General features: G+C 33.8%; 25 protein-coding genes. 18 read left to right on the top strand and 7 right to left on the bottom strand.

What is annotated here, in order from left to right; all coding sequences use genetic code 11:
- Window positions 1-295 precede the first annotated feature (295 nt).
- From ACH0B5_RS09905 to ACH0B5_RS09885, 5 genes are all read left to right on the top strand, one after another.
- Window positions 296-1066 carry a TerC family protein gene (locus ACH0B5_RS09905; RefSeq protein ID WP_122973359.1) on the top strand — a complete coding sequence of 257 codons (771 nt, stop codon included), beginning with the start codon at window positions 296-298 and terminating at the stop codon, window positions 1064-1066.
- A 100-nt stretch (window positions 1067-1166) separates the two neighbouring features.
- Window positions 1167-2516, top strand: a complete 1350-nt coding sequence (locus ACH0B5_RS09900) for a TrkH family potassium uptake protein (protein ID WP_406927777.1) — start codon at window positions 1167-1169, stop codon at window positions 2514-2516.
- 139 nt (window positions 2517-2655) lie between these two features.
- Window positions 2656-3456 carry a glycerophosphodiester phosphodiesterase family protein gene (locus tag ACH0B5_RS09895; protein ID WP_406927776.1) on the top strand — a complete coding sequence of 267 codons (801 nt, stop codon included), beginning with the start codon at window positions 2656-2658 and terminating at the stop codon, window positions 3454-3456.
- 539 nt (window positions 3457-3995) lie between these two features.
- Entirely contained in the window at window positions 3996-5462 is a 1467-nt protein-coding gene (locus tag ACH0B5_RS09890) for an ATP-binding protein (RefSeq protein WP_406927775.1), read from the top strand.
- An 84-nt stretch (window positions 5463-5546) separates the two neighbouring features.
- Window positions 5547-5993, top strand: coding sequence for a MarR family winged helix-turn-helix transcriptional regulator (locus ACH0B5_RS09885; RefSeq protein ID WP_122972413.1), 447 nt, complete (start codon window positions 5547-5549; stop codon window positions 5991-5993).
- A 98-nt stretch (window positions 5994-6091) separates the two neighbouring features.
- On the opposite strand, the gene ACH0B5_RS09880 is transcribed toward ACH0B5_RS09885, so the two are convergent.
- Both ACH0B5_RS09880 and ACH0B5_RS09875 read right to left on the bottom strand, forming a co-directional pair.
- A complete protein-coding gene (locus tag ACH0B5_RS09880; RefSeq protein ID WP_122972412.1) occupies window positions 6092-6703 on the bottom strand; it encodes a CPBP family intramembrane glutamic endopeptidase in 612 nt (203 codons plus the stop codon).
- A 103-nt stretch (window positions 6704-6806) separates the two neighbouring features.
- Entirely contained in the window at window positions 6807-6998 is a 192-nt protein-coding gene (locus ACH0B5_RS09875; protein ID WP_122972411.1) for a YkvS family protein, read from the bottom strand.
- 120 nt (window positions 6999-7118) lie between these two features.
- Between ACH0B5_RS09875 and ACH0B5_RS09870 the strand changes: the two genes are divergently transcribed.
- The 13 genes from ACH0B5_RS09870 to ACH0B5_RS09810 all read left to right on the top strand — a co-directional run bounded on the left by ACH0B5_RS09870 (window position 7119) and on the right by ACH0B5_RS09810 (window position 19888).
- Window positions 7119-7307, top strand: a complete 189-nt coding sequence (locus ACH0B5_RS09870; protein WP_122972410.1) for a hypothetical protein — start codon at window positions 7119-7121, stop codon at window positions 7305-7307.
- A 91-nt stretch (window positions 7308-7398) separates the two neighbouring features.
- On the top strand, window positions 7399-7575 hold the full coding sequence (locus tag ACH0B5_RS09865; RefSeq protein WP_122972409.1) for an aspartyl-phosphate phosphatase Spo0E family protein: 177 nt from the start codon (window positions 7399-7401) through the stop codon (window positions 7573-7575).
- A 255-nt stretch (window positions 7576-7830) separates the two neighbouring features.
- The gene (locus ACH0B5_RS09860) at window positions 7831-8715 is read left to right on the top strand and encodes an NAD(P)-dependent oxidoreductase (protein WP_277749720.1); all 885 of its coding nucleotides are present in this window, start codon (window positions 7831-7833) and stop codon (window positions 8713-8715) included.
- Between the two features lie 50 nt (window positions 8716-8765).
- A complete protein-coding gene (locus ACH0B5_RS09855; RefSeq protein ID WP_122972406.1) occupies window positions 8766-10091 on the top strand; it encodes an MFS transporter in 1326 nt (441 codons plus the stop codon).
- 99 nt (window positions 10092-10190) lie between these two features.
- Entirely contained in the window at window positions 10191-11093 is a 903-nt protein-coding gene (locus tag ACH0B5_RS09850; protein ID WP_174232685.1) for a chemotaxis protein, read from the top strand.
- 285 nt (window positions 11094-11378) lie between these two features.
- Window positions 11379-12920 carry a Ppx/GppA phosphatase family protein gene (locus ACH0B5_RS09845; RefSeq protein WP_406927779.1) on the top strand — a complete coding sequence of 514 codons (1542 nt, stop codon included), beginning with the start codon at window positions 11379-11381 and terminating at the stop codon, window positions 12918-12920.
- Window positions 12921-12961: 41 nt separating this feature from the next.
- The gene (locus ACH0B5_RS09840; RefSeq protein WP_406927778.1) at window positions 12962-15079 is read left to right on the top strand and encodes an RNA degradosome polyphosphate kinase; all 2118 of its coding nucleotides are present in this window, start codon (window positions 12962-12964) and stop codon (window positions 15077-15079) included.
- A 148-nt stretch (window positions 15080-15227) separates the two neighbouring features.
- Complete coding sequence (gene fadH, locus ACH0B5_RS09835; RefSeq protein WP_122972403.1) at window positions 15228-15995, top strand: 2,4-dienoyl-CoA reductase; 768 nt, start codon at window positions 15228-15230, stop codon at window positions 15993-15995.
- 125 nt (window positions 15996-16120) lie between these two features.
- A complete protein-coding gene (locus tag ACH0B5_RS09830; protein WP_122972402.1) occupies window positions 16121-16360 on the top strand; it encodes a short-chain dehydrogenase in 240 nt (79 codons plus the stop codon).
- Between the two features lie 143 nt (window positions 16361-16503).
- Window positions 16504-16944: a cyclic-di-AMP-binding protein CbpB gene (gene cbpB / locus ACH0B5_RS09825; protein WP_122972401.1), complete on the top strand. Its 441-nt coding sequence runs from the start codon at window positions 16504-16506 to the stop codon at window positions 16942-16944.
- 90 nt (window positions 16945-17034) lie between these two features.
- Window positions 17035-17925, top strand: a complete 891-nt coding sequence (locus tag ACH0B5_RS09820) for a transcriptional regulator CcpC (protein WP_122972400.1) — start codon at window positions 17035-17037, stop codon at window positions 17923-17925.
- A gap of 115 nt (window positions 17926-18040) precedes the next feature.
- On the top strand, window positions 18041-18757 hold the full coding sequence (dapD, locus tag ACH0B5_RS09815) for a 2,3,4,5-tetrahydropyridine-2,6-dicarboxylate N-acetyltransferase (RefSeq protein WP_122972399.1): 717 nt from the start codon (window positions 18041-18043) through the stop codon (window positions 18755-18757).
- Between the two features lie 12 nt (window positions 18758-18769).
- Window positions 18770-19888: an N-acetyldiaminopimelate deacetylase gene (locus tag ACH0B5_RS09810; RefSeq protein ID WP_122972398.1), complete on the top strand. Its 1119-nt coding sequence runs from the start codon at window positions 18770-18772 to the stop codon at window positions 19886-19888.
- Window positions 19889-19970: 82 nt separating this feature from the next.
- Here the strand turns inward: ACH0B5_RS09810 and ACH0B5_RS09805 are convergent, their stop codons facing one another.
- The 5 genes from ACH0B5_RS09805 to ACH0B5_RS09785 form a co-directional block, all read right to left on the bottom strand.
- The gene (locus ACH0B5_RS09805) at window positions 19971-21167 is read right to left on the bottom strand and encodes an MFS transporter (RefSeq protein WP_122972397.1); all 1197 of its coding nucleotides are present in this window, start codon (window positions 21165-21167) and stop codon (window positions 19971-19973) included.
- Between the two features lie 171 nt (window positions 21168-21338).
- Window positions 21339-22415 (bottom strand): ABC transporter substrate-binding protein, encoded by a 1077-nt coding sequence (locus ACH0B5_RS09800; RefSeq protein ID WP_122972396.1) that lies wholly within the window; start codon window positions 22413-22415, stop codon window positions 21339-21341.
- Window positions 22412-23215 carry an ABC transporter permease gene (locus tag ACH0B5_RS09795; protein ID WP_406927774.1) on the bottom strand — a complete coding sequence of 268 codons (804 nt, stop codon included), beginning with the start codon at window positions 23213-23215 and terminating at the stop codon, window positions 22412-22414. The genes ACH0B5_RS09800 and ACH0B5_RS09795 overlap by 4 nt, the downstream gene beginning before the upstream one ends.
- The gene (locus ACH0B5_RS09790) at window positions 23215-24018 is read right to left on the bottom strand and encodes an ABC transporter permease (protein ID WP_406927773.1); all 804 of its coding nucleotides are present in this window, start codon (window positions 24016-24018) and stop codon (window positions 23215-23217) included. Before ACH0B5_RS09790 ends, ACH0B5_RS09795 begins: the two co-directional genes overlap by 1 nt.
- The gene (locus ACH0B5_RS09785; protein WP_122972393.1) at window positions 24011-25111 is read right to left on the bottom strand and encodes an ABC transporter ATP-binding protein; all 1101 of its coding nucleotides are present in this window, start codon (window positions 25109-25111) and stop codon (window positions 24011-24013) included. The genes ACH0B5_RS09790 and ACH0B5_RS09785 overlap by 8 nt, the downstream gene beginning before the upstream one ends.
- Between the last annotated feature and the right edge of the window lie 7 nt (window positions 25112-25118).

The following is a 25118-nucleotide window of genomic DNA, read 5'->3' as shown; positions in this document are numbered from 1 at the left end:
TCGTCATTACATGGTTTTATAACCATCGGATGTAATAGCATTGATTTTTTCGTTTTCAAAATAATTTATTTTGAAGACATTCAAATTGCTTAGCAAGACCTTTGCCTTTATGAGGCAGAGGTCTTTTCTTTTGTCAAATAAAGGTGCGGAAAATCAGTAGTATTATGACAATTGCTAATGGAATGTAAAATCAAATAAACAGTAATTGATTTTCAGCTACAAAGTGAGTATTATGTTTTTCTATTTTTAAAATACCGACTTTATGGGTATACAAAAGGTATAAGGAGGAAGTTTTGTGGAAATATTTTTAGAGTATGCTTGGGTATTAGTAGTTTTAATTGTATTAGAAGGTTTATTAGCCGCAGATAATGCAGTTGTTATGGCTGTAATGGTTAAACATTTACCAAAAGACCAACAGAAGAAAGCATTATTTTATGGATTGTTAGGTGCATTTATTTTCCGTTTCGTTGCTTTATTCTTAATCACAGTATTGGTAAATTATTGGCAAATTCAAGCAGTAGGTGCCCTTTACTTATTATTCATTTCAATTAAAAATATATATGAGCAGAAATTTAAAAAGGAAGAAGAAGAGGAAGAAGCAGAAGAGAAATCTCAAAAAGGCAAAGGCTTTTGGGCTACAGTGGCTAAAGTTGAATTTGCAGACATCGCCTTTGCAGTAGATTCAATGCTTGCTGCCGTTGCCATTGCCGTTACATTACCAGAGGTTGGGGATTTCCATATTGGAGGAATCAACGCTGGACAGTTCGCTGTCATGTTCTTCGGTGGTATTATCGGGATGATTTTAATGCGATTTGCAGCTCAATGGTTCGTTAAAATTTTAAACGATTATCCAGATCTAGAAACAGCAGCCTTTTTAATCGTAGGTTGGGTAGGTGTGAAATTAGTTGTGTTAACTTTATCCCATGATAAAGTTGGTGTTCTTCCACATGACTTCCCACATTCAGCTACTTGGGAAATTATATTCTGGGGTGTATTGCTCACTATTGCTCTCGGTGGTTGGTTTACAAGTGTTGCGAAAAAGAAAAAACATGCTACAGGTGAATAGAAGAAATGAGAGGGGCGGTCATGACTGTCCCTCTTTCCTTTTAAGGAGATATTCATTATACTGGTGTAACTAGAACTAAATGAATAAAGAGGCGAATCAGGTGGTCCGATATACAAAAAAGACTAGAATTATCACACCATTTCAACTACTTGTAACTTATTATTTTATTGCGATTGCAACTTCTTTCTTATTATTAAGAATACCTGCAGTATACCAAGACAATGTTGAAATATCCCTTGTTGATACTTTATTTACAGCGGTTAGTGCAGTAAGTGTAACAGGTTTAACCGTATTTGATATATCATCGACTTTCACTCATTTTGGAATGTTCGTATTATTAATCATTCTCCAACTTGGGGCCATTGGTATTATGTCGCTAGGTACTTTTTTATGGATTATTACAGGTAAAAGAATTGGAATGCGCGAAAGACAATTAATCATGATTGATTACAATCAGTACAATTTATCGGGTGTTGTTCAATTATTAAAAGAAATCGTAAAAATTCTTTTCATCATTGAAGCTATTGGTGCACTTATTTTATCGATTCATTATCACCAATATTTTGATACGTGGGGTGAAGCGTTTAAACATGGAGTGTTTGCATCGATTTCTGCAACAACAAACGGTGGATTTGATATAACGGGAGATAGTTTAAGACCGTTCCATTCGGATTATTTTGTTCAATTTATTACGATGATTCTCATTGTACTTGGAGCCATTGGATTTCCAGTTTTAATTGAACTGAAAAACTTTTTGTTTCGTAAAGATCCAACTTTCCGATTTAGTTTATTTACAAAAATAACAACATTAACTTATGGAATTTTATTTGTTGCAGGCTCGATCATCATATTAATAATCGAATCTTTCCAATCCTTTAGAGGAATGCCATGGCATGAAAAATTATTTACTGCTATGTTTCATTCGATTTCAACTAGATCTGGAGGATTAACTACATTTGATATTACTCAGTTTAGTGAGGCGACAGATATTTTCTTAAGTTTTTTAATGTTCATCGGATCTTCTCCTAGTTCAGTCGGTGGAGGAATCCGAACAACAACTTTTGCATTGGCGATTTTATTTTTAATTAATTTTGCAAACGGACGTACAGAGATACAGTTATTTGGACGTGAAATTTATTTAATAGATATATTCCGTTCATATGCTGTGATTATTTTAGCGTTCTTTATGGTGATGATTGCAACGATGATTTTGTTAATAACAGAACCAGCTGCATCAACAACCCAAATTATATTTGAAATTACTTCCGCCTTCGGTACGTCAGGTATGTCCCTCGGAATAACGGAACATCTTTCGACGGAAGGGAAATTCGTAATCATGATTTTAATGTTTATTGGTCGAGTTGGTTTAATTTCATTTTTATATACGTTAGGTGGAAAAGCAGAAAAAGCTCCATACCGTTATCCAAAAGAACGGGTAATCATTGGATAAAATTATTTTAAAAGAGGTGAAATAATGTTGAAACATTGTTTCACCCCTTATTTGTATGCCATTAAAATTTGTTTTGAAATTCTATAGCTTATTTCAAACTGTAAGCATGAAATAAATTGAACTAAGATAAAATAAGCATATGAAGAAATTAATCGTTTTCCTAACTTTTATGATCACATTCAGTTCTTTAATAGTTGTGTTGGCAAACTCACAAGATGAAATTTTGATAATTGCTCATCGTGGGGCTAATGATGTTGCTCCTGAACATTCTGAAACAGCTTATAAAGTGGCTATAGAAAGGCAAGCTGATTATATTGAAATCGATTTAAGGATGACAAAAGATGGCCATTTAATAGCATTACATGATCACTCTGTTGATAGAACGACGAATGGGACGGGAGACGTATCGGAAAAGACATTAGAGGAGATAAAAAAATTAAGCTTAAAAAATGGGGAAAAAATTTTAACTTTGGAAGAAATCTTCTCTAACTTCGGAAATAGTACGAACTATTATATTGAGACGAGACTAGTCAATTACAAGCCGAAGATGGAAGAACCACTCATCCATTTAATAAATCAATATGGGTTACAACAACAAGTGATGATTGGTTCCTTTTCTGAAAAAAGCCTTTTAAAAATAAGAGAGTTAAATCGAAATATTCCCCTTGTGTATACGGTATTAAATGATAATGTAACATATTTGGACGTTAGTCGTATTAAGCAATACGCCATGGCTATCGCACCTAACGCAAATCAAATTAATAAAGAATTTGTTGAACGAATGCATTCGGAAGGATTAAAAGTATATATATGGTTTTTCCATGATAACGAGCAAGATTTAATGATGGATATTTTATTATATAATGTGGATGGTGTCTTTACGGATTTCATAAACGATACGAAAGAAATGATCAAAATAATGGAGAATTATGGAACATAATGATGAAAAACTAAATGAAGTTTTTGGAAAGGGAGTCTCATATACGATTTATGAGACTTTTTTTATTGTTTTTTGGTATACATTGAAGGGGATTTTCATAAGGAAGAATATGGAATATTTTTGTGGGAAATACTATACAAATAGTGAATTTATTATTCTTCCATATTTATTAAATAAAAAATTTACTTTTGGATGTTTAACTCAGTATTAAATTGGATAAAAAGAACGGGGGATTCTTAATTTTATTTTGATAAGATAGGGAATTTTTGCTTAGAACTTTTTACACATTAATAACAAATAATTATTTATAAAAATTGAAAATTAATATTTTATAAATATCAATTAAATAAAAATGATAGTTATTGCCCATTTTATTACCAAATGAAGTATGGAATAATTTGTTATAAATATATATTAAGAATATTTTGTAAAATTAAAAAAAGGAAGTCATAAATAGAACTTCCAATTAATAGAATAGATATGAATGAATTGCGTGCTAGAGAGTATTTTTCCAAATGGAAGGGATTGGTGTATGCAAAATGGTGAAAACTGTTAGACCTATCTTTAGGAAATTGTTTAAAACCGTTAATGATCCTGTGCTTATTTTAAATACTTCTTGTCAAATTGAATCAATTAATGACTTTGCAGCGCAACTGTTAAATATAGATCCGGCAAGCAGACAGGAATTACAATTGGACGAGTTATCAAAGGCTCGTTGGAATGATTTTGTGTCGAAAATTCAAAACGAATTAGGTGGCTTTTGTAATTTAAATGTAAAAATAGGCGAAAATCGTTATAAAGAAATTCGCTTGATTGGATATTTTCATAAAGAAAAAAATCTTGTCTTTGCCAGAATTGCTTTAATGACAGAAAAAAGAAGTCTTTTGAATCAAAAAAGTAACCTTGATATTTATTCAATGTTTAATGATATTTCCCATGGTATTATTTTATCTGATAAAAATGGATATATATTAGATGCAAATGATATGGCACTTGAATACTTCCAATGCGGAAAAAATCATCTTATTAATAAGCAGCATGAAATGATTTTTGAGAAATTAGAAGACTATGAAAATAGTAAATTACAATACTTCGCTAATCTTCTTAATACTGGACGAGCATCCGTCCATGTTTCAGGAATGAATAAACATGGAGAAGAAATTTTTTTAAAACTTGATAGTAAATTTAATTACAAAATGAATATGATCGTTACGACAATGACAGATGAAACAGAAATCATGTTACTGAAGCAACAAGTGGAACAGCAGGAAACTCTAGACAGTATTGGACAAATGGCTGCTAGTATTGCCCATGAAATTCGTAATCCCCTAACTTCATTAAAAGGATTTCTCGAATTAATTAAAATAAACTCTTCCGGTGATAATTTAAATTATTTAAATGTAGTGGATTCCGAATTACAAAGAATGGATGAAATTTTAAATGAAATATTATATTTATCCAAACCGAAACAAGTCCATTACGAAGAAATTTCGGTATTTCAAATTGTCCAAGATGTCGTGGAATTAATGATTCCATTTGCACTGCAAAACAATATAATGCTAAAAATAGATAGCTATAATTATTACCATTTGAATATCAAAGGTAATCATACACGCCTAAAACAGATGCTTATTAACTTAGTAAAAAATGCTATCGAAGTAATGGTAGAAGGCGGTACTATTACTATTAAACTTGAAACGAATAATGATGAAATTGATGTATTAGTTATTGATGAAGGTCCAGGTTTAACCGATAGAGAAATTGATCAATTGTTTACACCATTTTATACAACAAAGCCAACAGGTACTGGTCTCGGTCTATCTTTAGTTAAGAAGGTCATTGAAGAGCATCATGGCTCCATTAATATTGAGAGTTCCGTTGGCGTAGGGACAACCTTTAAAATTTCTTTACCAATTTGCGATAAGAAGGTCATTTGTACAGAAAAAGAAAAACTAATCGATGTTTGGATAAAGAAAGAATCATTAGATCGATTACCGGTTGTTTAAGAAACAATACCCGTTACTTGCTTTGCAAAACTTTCTTTTTATCGCTATAATTCATTTATATCTAGATAAAAAGGATGTTTTGTCATGTCTACTAATGAAATTAAGCAATCGCTTAAATTGTATATAGTTTTATCACGAGCAAATAAAGCCATAAATGAAGTGACGAATCAATTTTTCCAACAGCACGGGTTAAATCCGACTGAATTTGCCGTTCTAGAGCTACTTTATCATAAAGGACGTCAACCCCTTCAACAAATTGGTAATAAAATTTTGTTAGCAAGTGGTTCCATTACGTATGTAATTGATAAATTAGAGAAAAGAGGCTACTTGCAAAGGGTTTCTTGTCCTTCCGATCGTCGTGTCACTTTTGCAGATATAACTGAAGCGGGTTCGGAATTTATGCAACAACTTTTCCCTGAACATGAGCAAAATTTACATGAGTTGTTAAGTGTGCTTACACCTGAGGAAAAGGATACGGCAATTGAACTGTTGAAAAAATTAGGACTATCAATTAAAGATTTGTCATATTAAAAGGAGTTGTCTCATCTTAAGTATGAGACAACTCCTTTTGACTTGTTATATATAATTCATTTCGTTATTTTAAAATAATAAAATTTCCTATCGGGGTTTTAGAAGAAAGGTAAAATCATAAATAATAATAAAATAAATACTTCATGGGAAACAATAATAAGAGGCATACTTTTTTTCCATTCATAAAGAGTTCCCCATACTAGTCCACTTAATAAAGCTACTAAAATACCAGGGGAAAATCCGCTAAAACTAAAGGATAACGCAAATAAAAAACTCGTAATAATTACTGCTATTTTTGGTGAGATCCATTTTTTTATTTGTTGTTGAACATACCCACGCCAAAATAATTCTTCGCCTACGACAATAACAAAAATTAGTAATAAATAATGCCAGATATTATTTGGACCATAAGTTTCTAAAAAGGTATGAACATTTTGTTCGATATTTCCATTCCAAGTCGTTAGCGTAATATAGCCAAGGCGAATAATACCGTATAAAATAGTACTATATCCAATACCAAATAATAAATATTTCCACGTTGGGAGCTCGTCTTTAAATTTCCCATAAATAATAGCGATGGCCATTCCAACTAGAAGAGTAAAGGTATAAAGATACCAAAAAATATTTGATTCTTTAAAAGTGAAAAATAGCATTACATAAATGAAAAGTAAGGAAAGAAGGAGTCCAGCAAATTGTTTTGATATGTTCATTGGGTAATGACCTCCTTTTCCCTATTTTAACAAAAAAAAATTTCCCTATCATCTTTTAATAAATGAAAAGGGAAATTAAATTATTGGACATGTTGATCTAGCATCAATTACCACCTGGATGGTTTAATATTTTGTATCGCTTGTGATTAACAACTGTCTTTTCTTCCATATCGAGGTCATGGAAATTATCCATAATCGTTAAGTCGACTATGACTGAGTTTTCGTTTACTTTCTCAACTACCCCTTGCAATCCTTCTTTGAACTCGACGATATTTCCAACTTCTGCTATTTTCATAAGAGTCATCTCCTTATTACTAATATTAAGAAAGTTTGCATGAAAATCTAAAAAAAGTAAATACATTTTTGAATAATTAATCAATTTTATTTTAATTTTATAAAGGTGGTATGGGTATTTATGGAAAAATATAAACAAATGATTGAGCAATTAAAAACTGGGGAAGTAAATAGTATTGAGATTTCCAAAGAGGAATTTTTACAGTTCCGTGAAGTATTAGTGAAAGATGAAATGTTTAAACATTTTCGAGGGGAAGCATTACAAGGTGGGAATGTCATTTTCACTTTTTTAGAAGTGCCTAGAAGTTAAGGAAGTGTCGAACTTTGTCAACCGATTTCCTCCCTTATTTGATTGTAAAACTTTATAATATAATCATCTTTATTTTTTAGGAGGAGTCTTCTTGGGAAAAGACCTTTTAAAAGAACTGGAAAAAAAGAGACAAATGATGATTAAATCTGGGATTGAGTATGGTCTGCAGAACCCAAAAACGATTCAATTAAGTAAAGAATTAGATCGATTAATGAATCAATATGAAGATGAAGATTTTAAAAGTAATGATGACTATTATTACGTATAATAAAAAAACAAAAATTTTTTTGGAGAAATTTGTTTAAAGAATGAAATAGGTGGAGATATTATAAATGAACACAGCAACATTCTCATTTCCCCCTTTAAGAGCAGAAGATAAGTCTTCTGCTCTCTTTTTTATTTTCCTTCCCTTTGTAAATATTCCCTTAATTCTTTTCCCGATACCTCTACAAAAGTTTGATTATTTGCTAAACTACATTAAAGTGGAAAATATTGTTGCTTTAATTCAGTTGAAAAAGGAGTAATGGATATGACGTTACATAGTAAAAAAATTGCATTTATCGGAACAGGCGTAATGGGAGCGAGTATTGTAAAGCATTTATTAAAGGCGGACTTTGACGTGACGGTATACTCTCGTACGAAATCTAAAACAGCCGAATTAGTGGAACTAGGTGCAAAATGGGCACCGACACCAAAAGAAGCGGCAGATGGAAAAGATATTATTATTACAATGGTTGGTTTCCCTTCTGATGTGGAAGAAGTATATAGCGGTCAAGATGGTATATTTCAAACAGCTAAAAAAGGAGCTGTTGTTGTAGATATGACGACATCTGAGCCAACATTAGCCAAAAATTTATATGCGAAGGCGAAAGAAAAGGGGATTTTCAGTATAGATGCCCCTGTATCTGGCGGCGACGTTGGAGCACAAAATGGAACCCTTTCCATTATGGTAGGCGGCGATAAAGAAATTTTTGATGAGTTATTACCGATTCTACAAATATTTGGTTCGAATATAGTATACCAAGGGGGACCTGGGGCAGGGCAGCATACGAAAATGTGCAACCAATTATTAATTGCTACAAATATGATTGGTGTTTGCGAATCGATTGCCTATGCTTTAAAAGCTGGTTTAGATATCGATAAGGTTCTTCAATCGATTTCTACCGGTGCTGCGGGGTCCTGGTCTTTAAGTAACTTAGGACCACGGATGATTAAAGGCGATTTAGAACCAGGATTTTATGTAAAGCACTTTATTAAAGATATGAAAATTGCTATTGAAGAAGCAGAGCGTATGGATTTAGATTTGCCAGGTGTTAAACTTTCAAAACAGCTGTATAACACTTTACTAGAAAAAGGATATGGTGAGAAGGGAACTCAAGCATTAATCAAATATTATGTGGAAGATTAACAACGTAATGTTAGTTTGGGGATATCAAATTACATTTAGGAGCGAGTGCTTTGGGGAAAACGTATAGTAAGAACAACGCTAAACCAAGAAGTCCGATTGCCTTATATTTATCTTTACCTATTTTGTCTTGGGCTTTTTATGATTTCGCTAACACAATCTTTTCATCGAATATTAATACAATTTTTTTCCCTTTTTACATGGATGAAGTATTGGGGACAGACGAAGTAAGACAACAGGTGGCAAGCACGTTTATATCTTATGCCAATGCAGTAGCTAGCTTTTTCTTAGTAGTGTTTTCACCCCTTTTTGGTGTGTGGATTGATCAAACGGGTTATAAGAAAAGATTTATTGCATGGTTTGCTTCCATTTCCATCTTCTTTACTTTTATGATGGGAATATTGGCGAGTATTGATTTTGGAGTAAGTTCTACTGGTATTCCACTTAGTTTATTTTTTGTCGTAGTCAGTTTCGTTATAGCAAAGTTTTTCTTTAATTCGAGTTTAGTATTTTATGATTCGATGATGGGAGATCTCGGAACGAAAGAAGAGATGCCCCTTATTTCTGGTTTTGGTGTAGCAGTCGGCTATTTAGGTACGATTTTTGGGTTGTTAGTTTATTTGATAGTAAACGATGGCGACTTCCACCGTTCCTTTATCCCCACGGCTATTATGTATCTTCTTTTTTCTTTACCTTTATTTATCTTTATAAAAGATCAACCAATACCAAAGGAGAAAAGAAAAAAAATTAAGTTTATTGAAGGTTATAAAGAAATTTATCAAACCTTTAAAGAAATGAAAAAGTATAAAGCAATTTTCACCTTTATGATTACATACTTTTTCTTAAATGATGCTATTGCGACAACAATTGCGATGATGGCAATATATGCAACGGCAATCGTCGGGTTTACTTCCGGGCAATTTATTATTCTTTATTTAGTAAGTACCGTTTCAACGATTATCGGTTCCTTTGTTTTTGGTTATATAACAAAATCAATTGGGGCAAAACGTGCGATTACAATTGTTGCCGTTATTATGTCCTTGGCACTACTTTTAGCAGTCTTTGCAACGGCACAGTGGATGTTTTGGGTTGCTGGAAGTATGTTTGGGGTTTCCCTTGGTTCTATGTGGGTTACTTCAAGGACGCTTATTATCGAGTTGTCACCCGAAGAGAAACGGGGGCAATTTTTCGGGTTATTTGCCTTTTCAGGAAAGGTTTCCTCAATCATTGGGCCAGCTCTTTATGGAACAGTGACATTACTTCTAAAGGATTATGGAACTTTAGCTAGTAGAGTTGCCCTAGGTTCTTTACTAATCTTAACAATTATTGGTCTCTATATTCATTTGTATGTAAGTCCTAAAAATGAAAATCAAGAGTAGGAGAAAAGGCTTCCCTATGATACAATCTATTTATAAATCTATGTTTTTTACCATTGCGATGAAATAGTTATATCGTAGTAGGGAAAGGGGCAAAACATTTTGGAACAAAAAGGAATTTTATTAGAAAGTGGTACTAATGAACTAGAAATAGTTGAATTTGAAGTGGCAAACAATAAATTTTGTATAAACGTGATAAAAGTAAAAGAAATTATTCAGCCTATACCAGTTACTTTTATTCCACATGCCCATCCACATGTAGAAGGAGTTATACAACTACGGGGCGAAGTGTTGCCTGTTGTAGATATGTTAAAAGTTTTAGGAATTTCCAATGGTTCCTACAGCGCTCAACAAAAATATATTGTTGCAGAATTTAATAAGCAAAAGGTTGTTTTCCATGTCGATAACGTTACGCAAATCCACCGTATTTCTTGGAATGCTATTGAAAAACCTTCAGATATGTATCAAGGCGGTTCGTCGCAAGTCATTGGGGTTATTAAACAAAATGATTCGATGATTCTATTATTAGATTTTGAGAAGATTATGGTCGATATTAACCCAGAATCGGGCATTAATGTGAATTCTGTAAGAAAACTTGGAGAACGTGATCGTTCAGAGAAGAAAATTGTTATTGCAGAAGATTCACCGTTATTAAGAAAACTACTACATGATACAATGCATGAAGCAGGCTATGTGAATTTAGAGTTTTTCGAAAATGGGCAAGATGCATATGATTATTTAGAGACATTAACGCAAACAAATAGTGCGATTGAAGAACATGTTCAATTAGTTATTACAGATATTGAAATGCCTCAAATGGACGGTCACCACTTTACAAAGAAAATCAAATCCCATACAGAGCTTGGCAAATTGCCTGTTATTATCTTTTCAAGTTTAATTACAGATGATCTTCGTCATAAAGGTGAATCGGTTGGAGCTGACGAGCAAATTAGTAAACCGGAAATTGCAGAGCTTATCTTAACAATGGATAAATTGATTTTATAATAAAAGTTCGAATAGGTATCCTTAATCATTAAATTTTATATTTCCTTTCTACGGTCGGATACTTGAAATAGTTTCCGACCGTTAACTTTATATCGCCTCTATTTAACATATGGTAAACTAGTGAAAAATCATGAAATTATCTATTAACCTAACATTTTTATAGGGGATTATTTTATTCTTTAAAAAAATAGGTTAAAGATGTTTAACAGCGTTTAAAGTCTGACTAATTCAACCATTCTGAAAAGAGAGGTAAGTTTGATTAAAGTTGAAAGAGATGTGATACCTATGGAAAGATTAAAAACTGCCATTATAGATATTGGATCCAACACGATACGTCTAGTTGTCTATGAATACAATAATTTAGAAGGATTACGGGAGTTAGGAAATTTTAAAACAGTTGCTAGATTGCGTACATATATTCAACCGAACGGTGATATGTCTGAGCAAGGAATCCAATTATTAGTTGATACATTAACATCGTTTAAAAAAATCATTGATGATTTCAATGTGGTCGATATTAAAGTAACAGCCACTGCAGCAATTCGCCAAGCAAAAAACAATCGAATGATTATTCATCATATAGAAAAAGAGACTGGCCTTTTAATCGAATTGATTACAGAGGAGGAGGAGGCATATTTTGGCTTTTTAGCAGTCGCCCATTCAATGGATACCCCCTCAGCAGTCACAATCGATATTGGCGGTGGTTCCACTGAAATTACATTATTTAAAAATAAGAAATTACAAAAAGCCTTTAGTTTTCCCTTTGGAACCGTATCATTAAAACAAAAGTTTGTTTCCGGAGACATTATAAATGGAGACGAAAGAAAATTATTGCGACAATTTGTCAAGGAGCAGTTTGAACAATTAAACTGGATTCAACAAATTGGATTACCTGTCATTGGAATTGGAGGTAGTGCCCGAAATGTTGCTCAAATTCATCAGCAATTTATTAATTATCCGATATCAGGGGTTCATCAATATGAATTGAAATTTGATGAATTAGCGAGTCTTAGTAGCTATATAGAAAACATGAGTTTTGAACAATTGAAACAACTGGACGGGCTATCCTCAGATCGGGCCGACATTATTGGCATAGCATTAGAAGTTTTCCAAGTTTTATTGTTCGTAGTGAATGCACCTGCCTTTCAAATAAGTAAAAAAGGTTTAAGAGAAGGCATTATGATTAATCGTGTACTTCAAAATGATCCGACAGCCTATGATAAACATCAAGTGTATGAACAAAATGCGAAAAGGCTTATTCATAGGTATGGACGTTCTGAACAAGAGTATCAATTTCTTCAAAGAATGACGGAGCTTTTTTATAAAGAATGTTGCCGATTAAGTTTATTAACTTATCATGATGAACATTTACAATTATTGAAAAAGGCTGCACAAGTTTATGCGATTGGCGATTATATTGAGCAAGATTCATTCAATCAGCACACCTTTTATTTACTAGCTAATCAATCGATAGCAGGCTTAAATCATATAGACCGAGTAAAACTTGCATTAATGGCTTCATATAAAAACAAAGATTATTTTAGAAGATTTGCATCGCCATTTTCCTCTTGGTTATCGAGAGAAGAATTGAAAATATTAAAAGACTATGGAGCAATTTTAAAATTTATTTATTCATTAAATATAACGAAACGGAATATTGTTCAATCAATTGAATTGAAAAAAATGGATGATACGATTCATGTAATGATATTAGCTAATCGTTATCCGATGACGGAAATATATCAATCTGACAAACAAAAAAAACATATTGAACGTGTGTTCAAAAAACCGGTAAAAATTCATTTTTATAAAAAGGGTGAAATGTGATGACGAAAGATTTCCAATTGGAAATTCCCCATGGAAAAGAAATGGAAAAGGCTATTTCTGATGAGCGGATGTTAGAAGAAATTGCAAAACCACATTATTATAATAACCGTGAGTTAAGCTGGTTAGCGTTTAATGAACGTGTATTAGAAGAAGCGGAAGATTTACAAAATCCATTGCTTGAACGGTTAAAATTTTTAGCTATTTTTAGCTCAAATTTAGATGAATTTTTTATGGTTCGTGTAGCTGGTTTACAAGATCAAGTTAGGGCTGGTTTCCATAAACCAGAAAATAAATCAGGTCTTACCCCGAAGGAACAATTAACTAAAATTGCTAAAAGGACACAAGCCCTTGTAAAGCGGCAAATGGAAGTACTCCGTCATTTAATTTACGATTTATTACCACAAGAAGGAGTACATATTTCTGATTTCAAATTATTAAATGAAAAACAGAAAGAGTATGTACATGAGTTATTTGAAGAAACGATATTCCCAGTATTAACACCCGTTGCAGTAGACGCTTATAGACCGTTCCCTACTTTACTTGGAAAAACATTAAATTTACTTGTTCTGTTAGAAGAAAATGGTTTAGGGGAAGAAAATGAAAAGGTAGCAATTGTTCAAGTTCCCTCGGTTTTAGACCGCTTTATCGAAGTACCTACCGACAATAATGAGAAAGTATTTGTTTTATTGGAAGACGTCATAACAAGTCATATTAATCAATTGTTTTATGGGTATAATGTAAAATCAACGCAAGCTTTCCGTCTAACGAGAAATGCCGATTTAACAATTCATGAAGAGGGTGCACAAGACTTACTCGTCGAAATTGAAAAAGAGTTGAAAAAAAGAAAATGGGGCGTTGGTAGCCGACTAGAAGTAAGGGACGGCGAGATGAGCGATGAAGTGCTCGACTACTTATTAGAAGAGTTTGAAATTGAAGAGTCCGACGTATTTAAAATTGACGGACCTTTAGATTTAACTTGCTTATTTAGTTTTGTTAAAAAAATATCCAATTATCGAGAACATTTAGAATATGAAAGCTTTATTCCGCAAAGACCAAAAGATTTAAATTCCGATGAAAATATATTTGAAAAAGCTCTAACTCAAGATATTTTTTTCCATCATCCGTATGAATCCTTTGAACCGATAGTCGAGTTTATAACGGATGCGGCAGTCGATCCGACAGTATTAGCAATAAAGCAAACATTATATCGTGTAAGCGGTAATTCCCCTATTATAACGGCTTTAAAACAAGCAGCGGAAAACGGAAAGCAAGTAACTGTTTTAGTAGAGTTAAAAGCTCGTTTTGATGAGGAAAACAATGTTCATTGGGCTAAGGAACTTGAGCAAGCAGGATGTCTTGTTATTTATGGAGTGAATAATTTAAAAACCCATTCTAAAATTACCCTTGTCGTTAGAAGAAGAAATGGGAAAATAGAACGCTTCGTCCACTTAGGAACAGGCAATTATAATGATGCAACAGCCAAAGTATATACAGATATGGGCATTATCACGACGGACAAAGAATTCGGTATAGATGCAACAAACTTTTTTAATTATTTAAGTGGATATACAGAAAAACCAAAATATCATCATTTAGTTGTCGCACCCTTTGATATACGGGATGAGTTTATTCGATTAATCGATGAAGAAATACGTATGCATCAAGAACATGGAAATGGATTTATACGTGCAAAAATGAATTCATTAACAGATAAAGAGTTAATCATGAAAATGTATGAAGCGTCAATTCAAGGGGTTAAAATTGAACTTATTATTCGAGGAATATGTTGTTTACGCCCAGGGATACCAGGTATTAGCGAAAATATAAGTGTAACTAGTATTGTCGGACGATTTTTAGAACATTCTAGAATTTTTTGGTTCTATCATAATGGTGAGAATAAAGTATTCTTATCATCGGCTGATATGATGACACGCAATATGGTGAAACGTGTAGAAATTTTATTTCCGATTTATTCCGAAGAGATTAAACAACGGGTAATGGATATTTTTATAACCCAAATGGCTGATACGGAAAAGGCTCGTATTCAAGACTCCAATGGTGAATATCGATATAAAGAAGTTAGTGAAACGACTACAAAGCTTAACTCCCAAGAACAGTTTTTATTAGAGGCAATGAGTACTGTTGTAGTAGAAGAATAATCTATATTAGAAATCCAACAAATTGTTGGATTTTTTATTTTCAATAAAATGTTTTTCTATATATTCTGATAATTGAATGACATCCCTCTATCTTTATAGTAAAATTGGAAGTGAATGGTTATTCATTTTGGGAATGGGGGATGTATGTATGTTAAAAAATGAGACTTATATTATTACAGGTGGTTCCAGTGGGATGGGACTAGCTATGGCAAAACAATTTGTAAAAGAAGGGGCTAATGTTGTCATTACTGGACGGGATTTAGAACGTTTGGAAAATGCAAAAAAAGAAATTTTAGCCTATGGTTCAACCGTTGAAACGTTCCAAATGGATGTTCGAGAAGTAGAACATGTAAAAGGGATGGTTCAATTTACGAATAATCGCTTTGGAAAAATTGACGGTTTAGTAAATAATGCAGCAGGAAATTTTATTGTCGCTGCTGAAAGTTTATCGCCGAATGGTTGGAAAGCAGTGATTGATATTGTACTAAACGGTACGTTTTACTGTTCATCAGAAGTAGGAAAATATTGGATTGAACAAGGGGTTAAAGGAAAAATTTTAAATATGGTTGCTACGTATGCCTGGGGAGCAGGAGCAGGAGTTATTCATTCTGCTGCTGCCAAAGCTGGGGTATTATCGTTAACAAGGTCCCTTGCTGTAGAATGGGGACATAAATATGGAATTCGTGTTAATGCGATAGCACCAGGACCTATTGAGAGAACTGGAGGAGCAGGGAAGCTTTGGGAATCAGAAGAACAAGCGAAACGAACGGTTCAATCTGTTCCATTAAAAAGACTCGGTACGCCAGAAGAAATAGCTGAACTGGCTACATTTATTATGTCGAATAAAGCTTCTTATATGAATGGTGAATGTGTCACTCTAGACGGTGGACAATGGTTAAATCAATATCCTTTTTAAGTTGTAAATAAGACTGCACGTTAAAAAATGAAATAAAGAACTTCCTTTTTCAAAAAGAATAAAACAACACCCCGTCGACTCATACTAAGTACACTTTCAATACTAAACATTAGGAGGTGTAATGTATGGGCATGTGGACTATTCCGATGATAATTACAGTTATACTCATTATCGCTGTATCCTACTTCTTAACGGCAGGCGTAATGAAAAAGGCAAGACAACGTGCATCAGCTACAGATACACCAATTAATAAAATGGTAAAAGAGCATCCAGTAGCAATGAACCCGATTATTATTATGTACCTTATTTTCGGTTTGTTTGCTGGAATTATGATCTTTTATTACTGGTCTATATACGGTTATTAGTATGTGAAGTTTTAGGAATAACATCCTTCTACTCCAAATTACTTGCTGCATATCATGGTCAATTGTGAACAAATTGTGATATTATATAAGTAATGTGGTATCCCTGTTCTGAAAGTTGACTTACAGAAAAAGGAGTAGAAGGTATGATTTCAACAAACACAAGAGCATTATTAGATACACCAATTAGCGACTTTATTATTTCATCAGAGAAAGTTGCACACGTACAAATTGGGAATAGTGCTGAACATGCTTTACTCGTCTTAACGAAAACAGGTTATTCATCTGTACCTGTATTAGATATTAAATATCGTTTACAAGGTTTATTAAGCATGAAAATGATAACAGAATCTATATTAGGATTAGAACGAATCGAATATGAAAAGCTTACAAATATTAAAGTTGATGATGTAATGGATAGAAACGTTACTTTTTTAAAAATTACAGATACATTTCAAAAAGCGCTAGATTTAGTCATTAATCATGCATTTTTATGTGTCGTTGATGAGGAAGGTACCTTTGCAGGCATATTAACTCGTCGTGTCATTTTAAAGCAATTAAAAAAATATATTTATCAAGTAGATTGATAAAGTAAAAGGAAATCAAGTGATATCGACAAAATCCATTCAAATGGATTTTGTCATTTTTTATATTCGCAAATATTGGGGGAGTTTCCATTGACAACAACTGAAGCAGAAATCATTAAAATATTAGCTGAAGAAAAAAATATGAGAAAAGCAGCAGAAAGACTTTTTCTTACTCAACCGGCCCTTTCTCAACGCTTGCAGTCTATCGAGAAAGATTGGGGAGCCCAGTTGTTCATTCGATCACAAAAAGGGTTAACTCCGACACCAGCGGGAGAATTAGTTATCCAATATGCCATTGAATCGATTAATCGGAGGGAAGAAGTATTCGATACGATTCAAGGACTTAATTCGAAAGTCCATGGTACATTGAAAATTGCTTGTGCTTCCATTGTCGGTCAAAATTGGCTTCCAAAAGTATTAAAGGATTTTGTAACCCAATATCCTGATGCGAAAATTTCCCTTATTACAGGTTGGAGCTCAGAAATTGTAAAGGCGCTTTATGAAGGGGAAGCCCATGTCGGTATTGTGCGTGGCCAAGCAGAATGGAAAGGGAAAAGGGTCCATCTGTTTCGAGATATGATGTACTTAGTTGATAAGGAAATTGAAAAAATTGAAGACATTTTAACAACGGACCGTCCATTTATCCAATTCAAAAGTGACTCCAATTACTACCAAGAAATCCAACTTTGGTGGCAAAGACATTTTTCATCCAATCCGAAACGTCAAATTATTGTGGATCAAATTGAAACGTGTAAACAAATGGCCATGAATGGTATTGGATATGCGATTTTACCTTCCATTACGTTAAATGGTGAAGAAAAGGTGAATAAAATTCCATTGACGAATAATGAAAAAGATACAGGATTAACTCGTGATACGTGGTTAATAGGCTATGACTCTTCCTTTAAATTAAGACAGGTAGAAGCATTTGTAGATGTTGTAAAGGAACATGCAAGCTGCCTTTACGATTATACGAAATAATGTATATACCCGTTCCTTTATGAAGGACAATGAATTTTTATACGTGCTATTTGATTGAAAATTTAGTACAATCAATTTATGTTATTGGAAATTACATAGATAGGAGTTTAAAGGAATGTCAAAAAAATTAAACGCGCAAGAAATTATTCAATTTATTTCAGATTCTAAAAAAGTAACACCGGTAAAAGTATATGTTAAAGGTGAAGGTGTTGCCAATTTATCATATGGTGAAAATTCAAAAGTTTTTGGTGAACAAAATAATGCTGTAGTTTTCGGTGAATGGAGCGAGATTGAAAGTGCACTAAAAGAACATAGTGATAAAATTGCAGATTATGTCGTTGAAAACGATCGTCGCAATTCTGGTGTACCTTTACTAGATTTAAAATATCAAAATGCTCGTATTGAGCCAGGTGCAATTATCCGTGATCAAGTAACTATTGGTGACAATGCCGTTATTATGATGGGTGCCATTATAAATATTGGAGCTGAAATCGGTGAAAAAACAATGATCGATATGGGTGCGGTTTTAGGTGGACGTGCAACTGTAGGGAAAAACTGCCACATTGGTGCAGGAACAGTTTTAGCAGGTGTTATCGAACCACCATCAGCGACACCAGTTATTATTGAAGACGATGTTGTAATCGGTGCAAACGCCGTCGTATTAGAAGGTGTACGAGTAGGTAAAGGCGCTGTTGTAGCAGCAGGTGCGATTGTTATTAGTGATGTTGAGCCATATACAGTTGTAGGTGGAGTACCTGCACGTGTATTAAAACAACTTGATGAAAAAACAAAATCAAAAACGGAAATTATTGATGCACTAAGAAATATTTAAGAAGGTGTCATAATGGATACACTTGTCCAAATCCGTAGAGAATTGCATCAAATTCCAGAACTCGGATTTAAAGAATTTAAAACGCAAAAATATTTGCTCGAAAAGATATCCGAATTTCCCCAAAATTATTTATCAGTTACTACTTGGAAGACAGGAATTGTAGTGCAAATTGAAGGGAGTAATCCAACGAAAACGATTGGTTGGCGATCTGATATCGATGGTCTTCCGATAGTGGAAGAAACGGGCTTACCCTATTCCTCTATCCATGAAGGCAATATGCATGCGTGCGGCCATGATTGTCATATGACAATTACTCTTGGATTAGTTCAAGCGCTTGCTAGCAATCAACCGGAACAAAATGTAGTCGTTTATTTCCAACCGGCTGAAGAAGGACCTGGTGGTGCAAAACCGATGCTCGAATGGTTAAAGACGGAACGACCAGACCTTTTACCCGATGAAATTTATGCATTACATATTGCTCCTGAATATCCAGTGGGAACTGTTGCAACACGTCCAGGATTGTTATTTGCAAATACATCTGAACTGTTTATCGATTTAAAAGGGAAAGGTGGACATGCTGCTTATCCCCATAAAACAAAAGATATGACAGTTGCTGCTGCCAATTTAATTGTACAATTGCAAACGATTGTTAGTCGTAATGTGGACCCGATGGATAGTGCCGTTGTAACGATTGGTAAAATGACTTCTGGAACAGTGCAAAATATTATCGCTGAAAATGCGAGGTTAGAAGGCACTATTCGAACGTTGAACGCTCAGGCAATGGCAGAAGTGAAGCGACGTATTGAGGCAATTTGTGCAGGGATTGAAGCTTCCTTTGATTGTGAAGTTTCAATCGACTATGGTTCAATGTATTATGAAGTGAATAATCATCCTGAAAGCGCAAAACGATTATTAGATTTTGCTGATCAATTTGAGGGGGCAACTTCTTATCATTGCCCAGCGGCTATGACTGGTGAAGATTTCGGTTATTTCTTAAAGGACATTCCTGGTGCTATGTTTTGGGCAGGTGCAAATTGTGAATATGGATTGCATCACGCAAAAATTAGTCCAGATGAACAATTATTATCCTTCAATGCCCAATTTGTGGAACAATTTATTAGATCGTTATAAAAATAAAAAGAGTCATTCTTTTCTATGTATTTACATCGTGAAAAGGGATGACTCTTTTTTTATGAGATTGTCCCGTTATAAATTATTGAGTAGGGCTACCCAATAAATGGGGCGCTTTTTTCAGCGTCCAACTATATGCTAATACGAAACAACCTAGTAATATTACTGTTCCTAATATAAATGGAGAAGCCATATTCCATTCAAGTAATACACCTGCTAAGGCAGGTCCAACCATATTTCCTAAACTCATATAAGCATTATTCATACCAGCAGCAAACCCTTGATCGGCACCTGCAAACTTAGAAATTAACGTATTAACAGCTGGTCGTATAAATACTGTTGCAATTTGGAATAGCGTCGTAACGAATAAAATGACAAAGAAGCCACTAATGTAAATCATTAAGACCATTGAAATAGCAGCAGCAATTAAGTTTGCATAAATCACTTTCATTTCGCCAAAACGTTTAAATAAATTATCAATGATAAACATTTGAAGAATGACACCTGCAAATCCACCAACAGTAATAACTATGGCAATATCAGTAGGTGAATAATCAAATTTATGTGTTAAAAACATCGATAAAGTTGATTGGAAATTTGAAATACCAAAGCTAAAGGTAAATACGACAATTAGTAAAATGAAATAAGGTGTTTTCACCGAACGTACTAATTGGTTAATAATATTTTCCCGTTTCACTTCTTCTGTTTCCTTCATTTGTGGTGGGACATTCGGTAATACGATAATTGAGAAGATGGAAGCAATTAATGCAATAATACCTGCTAAGAAGAAGGGAAAGTGTAAATCGACATTTGCTAAAAATCCACCTAAGCCTGGTCCAATCATAAATCCAAGGGAAATGGCAGCACCAATCATTCCCATCCCTTTTCCTCTTTCTTCAACAGTAGTAATATCGGCGACATAGGCCATAATTGGTGGCATAATAAATGCAGCGCCAACACCACTTAAAAAGCGTGCGATAAATAGTATCCACACATGAGTAGCTAATCCAAATAATATTTGGGAAACACCGTAAACAAACAGTCCCCCGATAATGAAAATTTTTCTACCGTAGCGATCTGATAAATCACCTGCTACTGGAGACAATAAAAATTGGGCGAAGGCAAAGGAAGCGATTAAAAATCCTAGTACTTGCCCGCCGACGCCGAAAATTTCGAGGTAGGAAGGCAATACAGGAATTAATATCCCAATACCTCCCATCGTAATAAACATATTAGTCATCAAAATGAGTAAGACAATTTTTTTCTTTTTCTGTGTCATTTCTGTCCACCCTTTCTTACTTGTATCCCCTTTATATAATTCATGTTTCATAGCTTATCATATTGTATATCTATTAACTACAAATAAGTAGTGGACTAAAGGCTGAAACAAATTAGATTTATCGACAATTTTCAACATGGATTGTTCGTTGATTAAGTGGTGAGGAATCTATTACCGTATACTCATTTTAAACTCTAGGAAATACTCATTATATTTTCCTAACCATTCCAAGCCTAAGTTTTTGTAAACTTCTAATTTATTCCTTAATGTTTCATTAGGATAGAAACGTTCATCCTCTATAACTTCAGGATCCATTAATTCCATTGCGGCTTGATTAGGAGTAGAATAACCGACATAATCATTATTTTGAGCAGAAACTTCAGCATCTAACATAAAGTTGATAAATGCATGGGCACCGTCAATATTTGCCGCCGTTTTAGGTATAACGAAATTATCGAACCATAAATTAGAGCCTTCTTCAGGAACGGCAAAATCAAGCTCTTCATTTTCCCACATCATATCCGCAGCTTGGCCAGACCAAGTTAAAGCAACTGCTGCTTCGTTATTAATCATTAAAGGAGTAATCTCATCCCCAATAATCGCCTTCACATTTGGTGATAAAGTAATTAATTTGTCTGTCGCTTTACGAAGTAAGGCATCATCTTTCACATTTAATGACTCACCGATAGAGTTCAGACCCATTCCAATTACTTCCCGGGCACCATCAACTAAAAATACTTTATCTTTTAAGGATGGGTCCCATAAATCTTCCCAAGTTGTGAACGTTAAATGGTCAGCTACTAAATTGGGGTTATATACGATTCCGACTGTTCCCCAAAAGTATGGGATGGAATATTGATTTTTCGGATCGAATGCTAAATCTAAAAAATATGGGTCAATGTTTTTCAGATTAGGTATTTTAGAATGGTCGATAGGTAAAAGTAAATCTTCTTCAATCATTTTTTCCACCATATATTCCGACGGTACTGCTACATCATAAGCGGAGCCACCTTGTTGCACCTTTGTCATCATCGCTTCATTCGAATCAAATGTCTCATAAATGACATTGATACCTGTTTCTTCTGTAAATTGATCAATTAAATCAGGATCAATATATTCTCCCCAATTGTAGACCGTTATCGTATCTGTCGTTTTAGAAGAACTTGTGGATTCTATTTTATGAATCGCAAAGAAAAGGAGGGCACATACGACTATGATTGCAACGGTTGCTTGTATTAATGATTTCATCGATGTACCCCCTCTGTTGTATTGTTTTTAGTTCGATTCGTTACAAAGTAATAGCCAATCACAACTAACACTGTTATGAAGAATACAAGACCGGATATTGCGTTAATTGTAAGGGAAATACCTGCCCTTGCCATCGAATAAATTTCAACGGATAAAGTGGAAAATCCATTACCAGTAACGAAAAATGTAACAGCAAAATCATCTAATGAATAGGTTAAAGCTAAGAAGAATCCAGCAAATATTCCTGGTTGAATATATGGAAGGATGATTCTAGTTAAAACATCCCGTTTTGTAGCACCTAAATCCCTTGCCGCATCAATTAAAGAAGTATTCATTTCTAAAAGCTTTGGTAAAACCATTAAAACGACAATAGGTATACTAAAGGCAACATGGGATATTAAAACAGAAGCAAAACCTAATTTGATGCCGATGATTGTAAAGAGTATTAAAAAGCTTGCACCAATGACAACGTCCGGACTTACAATTAAGACGTTATTTAATGAGAGAAGTGTATTCCGCATTTTATGATCTTTAATGGAGACAATTCCAATTGCTCCTAATGTTCCGATTATCGTAGCAATTAATCCTGATAAAAGAGCCACAATGACTGTATTCATCAAAATGACAATTAATCTTGAATCATCAAAAATAGCTTTATAATGCTCAAGGGTGAAAGATTCAAAATGATTCATAGTCCCACCACTATTAAAGGAATAAAAGATCAAGTAAAAGATAGGTGCGTATAAAATGATAAAGACTACAATTAAGTAAATTTTTGAAACGGTGGATAGTTTTTTCACTATGCGCGGCCTCCCTTCTTCTGACCTGTAAACAGCATAATAATGACCATTAATATAATGAGGAAGACGGCAATTGTAGAGCCCATACCCCAGTTTTGAGATACAAGGAACTGTTGTTCAATTGCTGTACCTAAAGTAATCACTTGATTCCCAGCGATTAATCGAGTAATCATAAATAAAGATAATGCTGGAATGAATGTGACTTGTATACCTGATTTCACTCCATCAATTGTTAATGGGAAAATGACGCGACGGAATGTGGTAAAACTTGAAGCCCCTAAATCTCGAGCTGCATAAACTAATGTCGGGTTTAATTTATTCAATGAGTTAAAAATTGGAATAATCATAAATGGAATAAAAATATAAACCGACACAAAGATAAAACTAAAATCTGTAAATAAAATTTGTTGTTGTTCAAGACCGAATACTTTTATAAAAGCATTGATAGGTCCGTAAAGTCCGAATATCCCAATAAAAGCATAAGTTTTTAATAATAAGTTAATCCAAGAAGGAATAATGATTAACATTAACCATAAATGTTTGTGTTTTGTTTTAGTTAACAAATAAGCAGTCGGATATGCAATCATTAATGTGAAGAACGTAATTAAAAAGGCATACCAAAAGCTAGTAAGCGTCATTTTTAAATAAACTGGTGTAAAAAAGGCTTTATAATTATCGAAAGTAAAGTGACCATTTAAGTCGAGCATGGAATAATAAACGATTAAGGCGATAGGAGCGATGACGAATAAAGCTATCCAAAAAGCATAAGGGAATAGTGACCCTTTCGAAGCTTTATTAAACATTTTCTTCTTCTCCATAGGACTCTAGTCGTTTATCAAACTCTTCTTCTGTTTCATTTAATCGCATAACATGAATCGCCTCTGGAGAAAAGTCCAGACCTATTTGTTCACCTACTTCGGCCTTTTTAAGAGAGTGTACTAACCATTCATTCCCATCTTGATCATAGGTTGATAACTCATAATGAACACCTCGGAACAGTTGGGTATCGACTGTTACAACTAACTTACCTTTATCTACTGTCGTCATTTCTAAATCTTCCGGGCGGATAACAATATCTACTTTTTCGTTCGGTTTCATTCCTTTGTCAACACAATCGAAAGTCTTGCCAGTAAATTGGACTTTAAAGTCTTCAATCATTACACCGTCAACGATGTTTGATTCACCGATGAAGTCTGCGACAAAACGATTAATTGGTTCGTCATATATGTCAACAGGTGTTCCAGATTGCTGAATCTCGCCATCATGAAGGACAAAAATTTCATCGGACATTGCCAATGCCTCTTCTTGATCATGGGTTACAAAGACAAAGGTTTTTCCTAAACGTTGCTGTAATTCCCGCAATTCATATTGCATTTCTGAACGCAATTTTAAATCGAGGGCAGATAATGGTTCATCTAGTAGAATGACTTGTGGGTCGTTAACAATCGCTCTAGCAATCGCAACCCTTTGCCGTTGACCACCGGACATTTCAGAAATTTCCCGATTCCCATAACCACTTAAATTAACAAACTTTAAAGCTTCCAGAACTCGTTCTTGAATTTCTTTTTCTTTTAATTTTTTAATACGTAAACCGAAAGCAACATTTTCAAAAACATTTAAATGGGGAAAAAGGGCATAATCTTGAAAAACCGTATTCACTTGCCGCTCGTTCGCTGGTACATGATTAATTTTTTGATCGTTAAAATAAATATTTCCTTCAGAAGGATCTGTAAATCCGGCTATGATACGCAAAATTGTTGTTTTACCACAACCTGATGGACCTAACAGTGTATAAAACTTGCCTCTTTCCAGTTCAAAATCGATGTTTTTTAATACAACGGTGCCATCATCATACGATTTTGAGACATTTTCAAATCGGATAATTGTATCACTCATGTTCTTA

Origin of the sequence: Ureibacillus sp. 179-F W5.1 NHS, assembly GCF_045369345.1 — a bacterium.
Taxonomy (GTDB): domain Bacteria; phylum Bacillota; class Bacilli; order Bacillales_A; family Planococcaceae; genus Ureibacillus; species Ureibacillus halotolerans.
This window is presented reverse-complemented; position numbering and strand designations above follow the sequence as displayed.

Coding starts and splice junctions, on each gene's coding strand:
- ACH0B5_RS09895 (WP_406927776.1), top strand. CDS start 2,656: ATGAAGAAATTAATCGTTTTCCTAACTTTTATGATCACATTCAGTTCT.
- ACH0B5_RS09890 (WP_406927775.1), top strand. CDS start 3,996: ATGGTGAAAACTGTTAGACCTATCTTTAGGAAATTGTTTAAAACCGTT.
- ACH0B5_RS09885 (WP_122972413.1), top strand. CDS start 5,547: ATGTCTACTAATGAAATTAAGCAATCGCTTAAATTGTATATAGTTTTA.
- ACH0B5_RS09880 (WP_122972412.1), bottom strand. CDS start 6,703: ATGAACATATCAAAACAATTTGCTGGACTCCTTCTTTCCTTACTTTTC.
- ACH0B5_RS09875 (WP_122972411.1), bottom strand. CDS start 6,998: ATGAAAATAGCAGAAGTTGGAAATATCGTCGAGTTCAAAGAAGGATTG.
- ACH0B5_RS09870 (WP_122972410.1), top strand. CDS start 7,119: ATGGAAAAATATAAACAAATGATTGAGCAATTAAAAACTGGGGAAGTA.
- ACH0B5_RS09860 (WP_277749720.1), top strand. CDS start 7,831: ATGGATATGACGTTACATAGTAAAAAAATTGCATTTATCGGAACAGGC.
- ACH0B5_RS09845 (WP_406927779.1), top strand. CDS start 11,379: ATGGAAAGATTAAAAACTGCCATTATAGATATTGGATCCAACACGATA.
- ACH0B5_RS09840 (WP_406927778.1), top strand. CDS start 12,962: ATGGAAAAGGCTATTTCTGATGAGCGGATGTTAGAAGAAATTGCAAAA.
- fadH (WP_122972403.1), top strand. CDS start 15,228: ATGTTAAAAAATGAGACTTATATTATTACAGGTGGTTCCAGTGGGATG.
- ACH0B5_RS09830 (WP_122972402.1), top strand. CDS start 16,121: ATGGGCATGTGGACTATTCCGATGATAATTACAGTTATACTCATTATC.
- cbpB (WP_122972401.1), top strand. CDS start 16,504: ATGATTTCAACAAACACAAGAGCATTATTAGATACACCAATTAGCGAC.
- dapD (WP_122972399.1), top strand. CDS start 18,041: ATGTCAAAAAAATTAAACGCGCAAGAAATTATTCAATTTATTTCAGAT.
- ACH0B5_RS09810 (WP_122972398.1), top strand. CDS start 18,770: ATGGATACACTTGTCCAAATCCGTAGAGAATTGCATCAAATTCCAGAA.
- ACH0B5_RS09805 (WP_122972397.1), bottom strand. CDS start 21,167: ATGACACAGAAAAAGAAAAAAATTGTCTTACTCATTTTGATGACTAAT.
- ACH0B5_RS09800 (WP_122972396.1), bottom strand. CDS start 22,415: ATGAAATCATTAATACAAGCAACCGTTGCAATCATAGTCGTATGTGCC.
- ACH0B5_RS09790 (WP_406927773.1), bottom strand. CDS start 24,018: ATGTTTAATAAAGCTTCGAAAGGGTCACTATTCCCTTATGCTTTTTGG.
- ACH0B5_RS09785 (WP_122972393.1), bottom strand. CDS start 25,111: ATGAGTGATACAATTATCCGATTTGAAAATGTCTCAAAATCGTATGAT.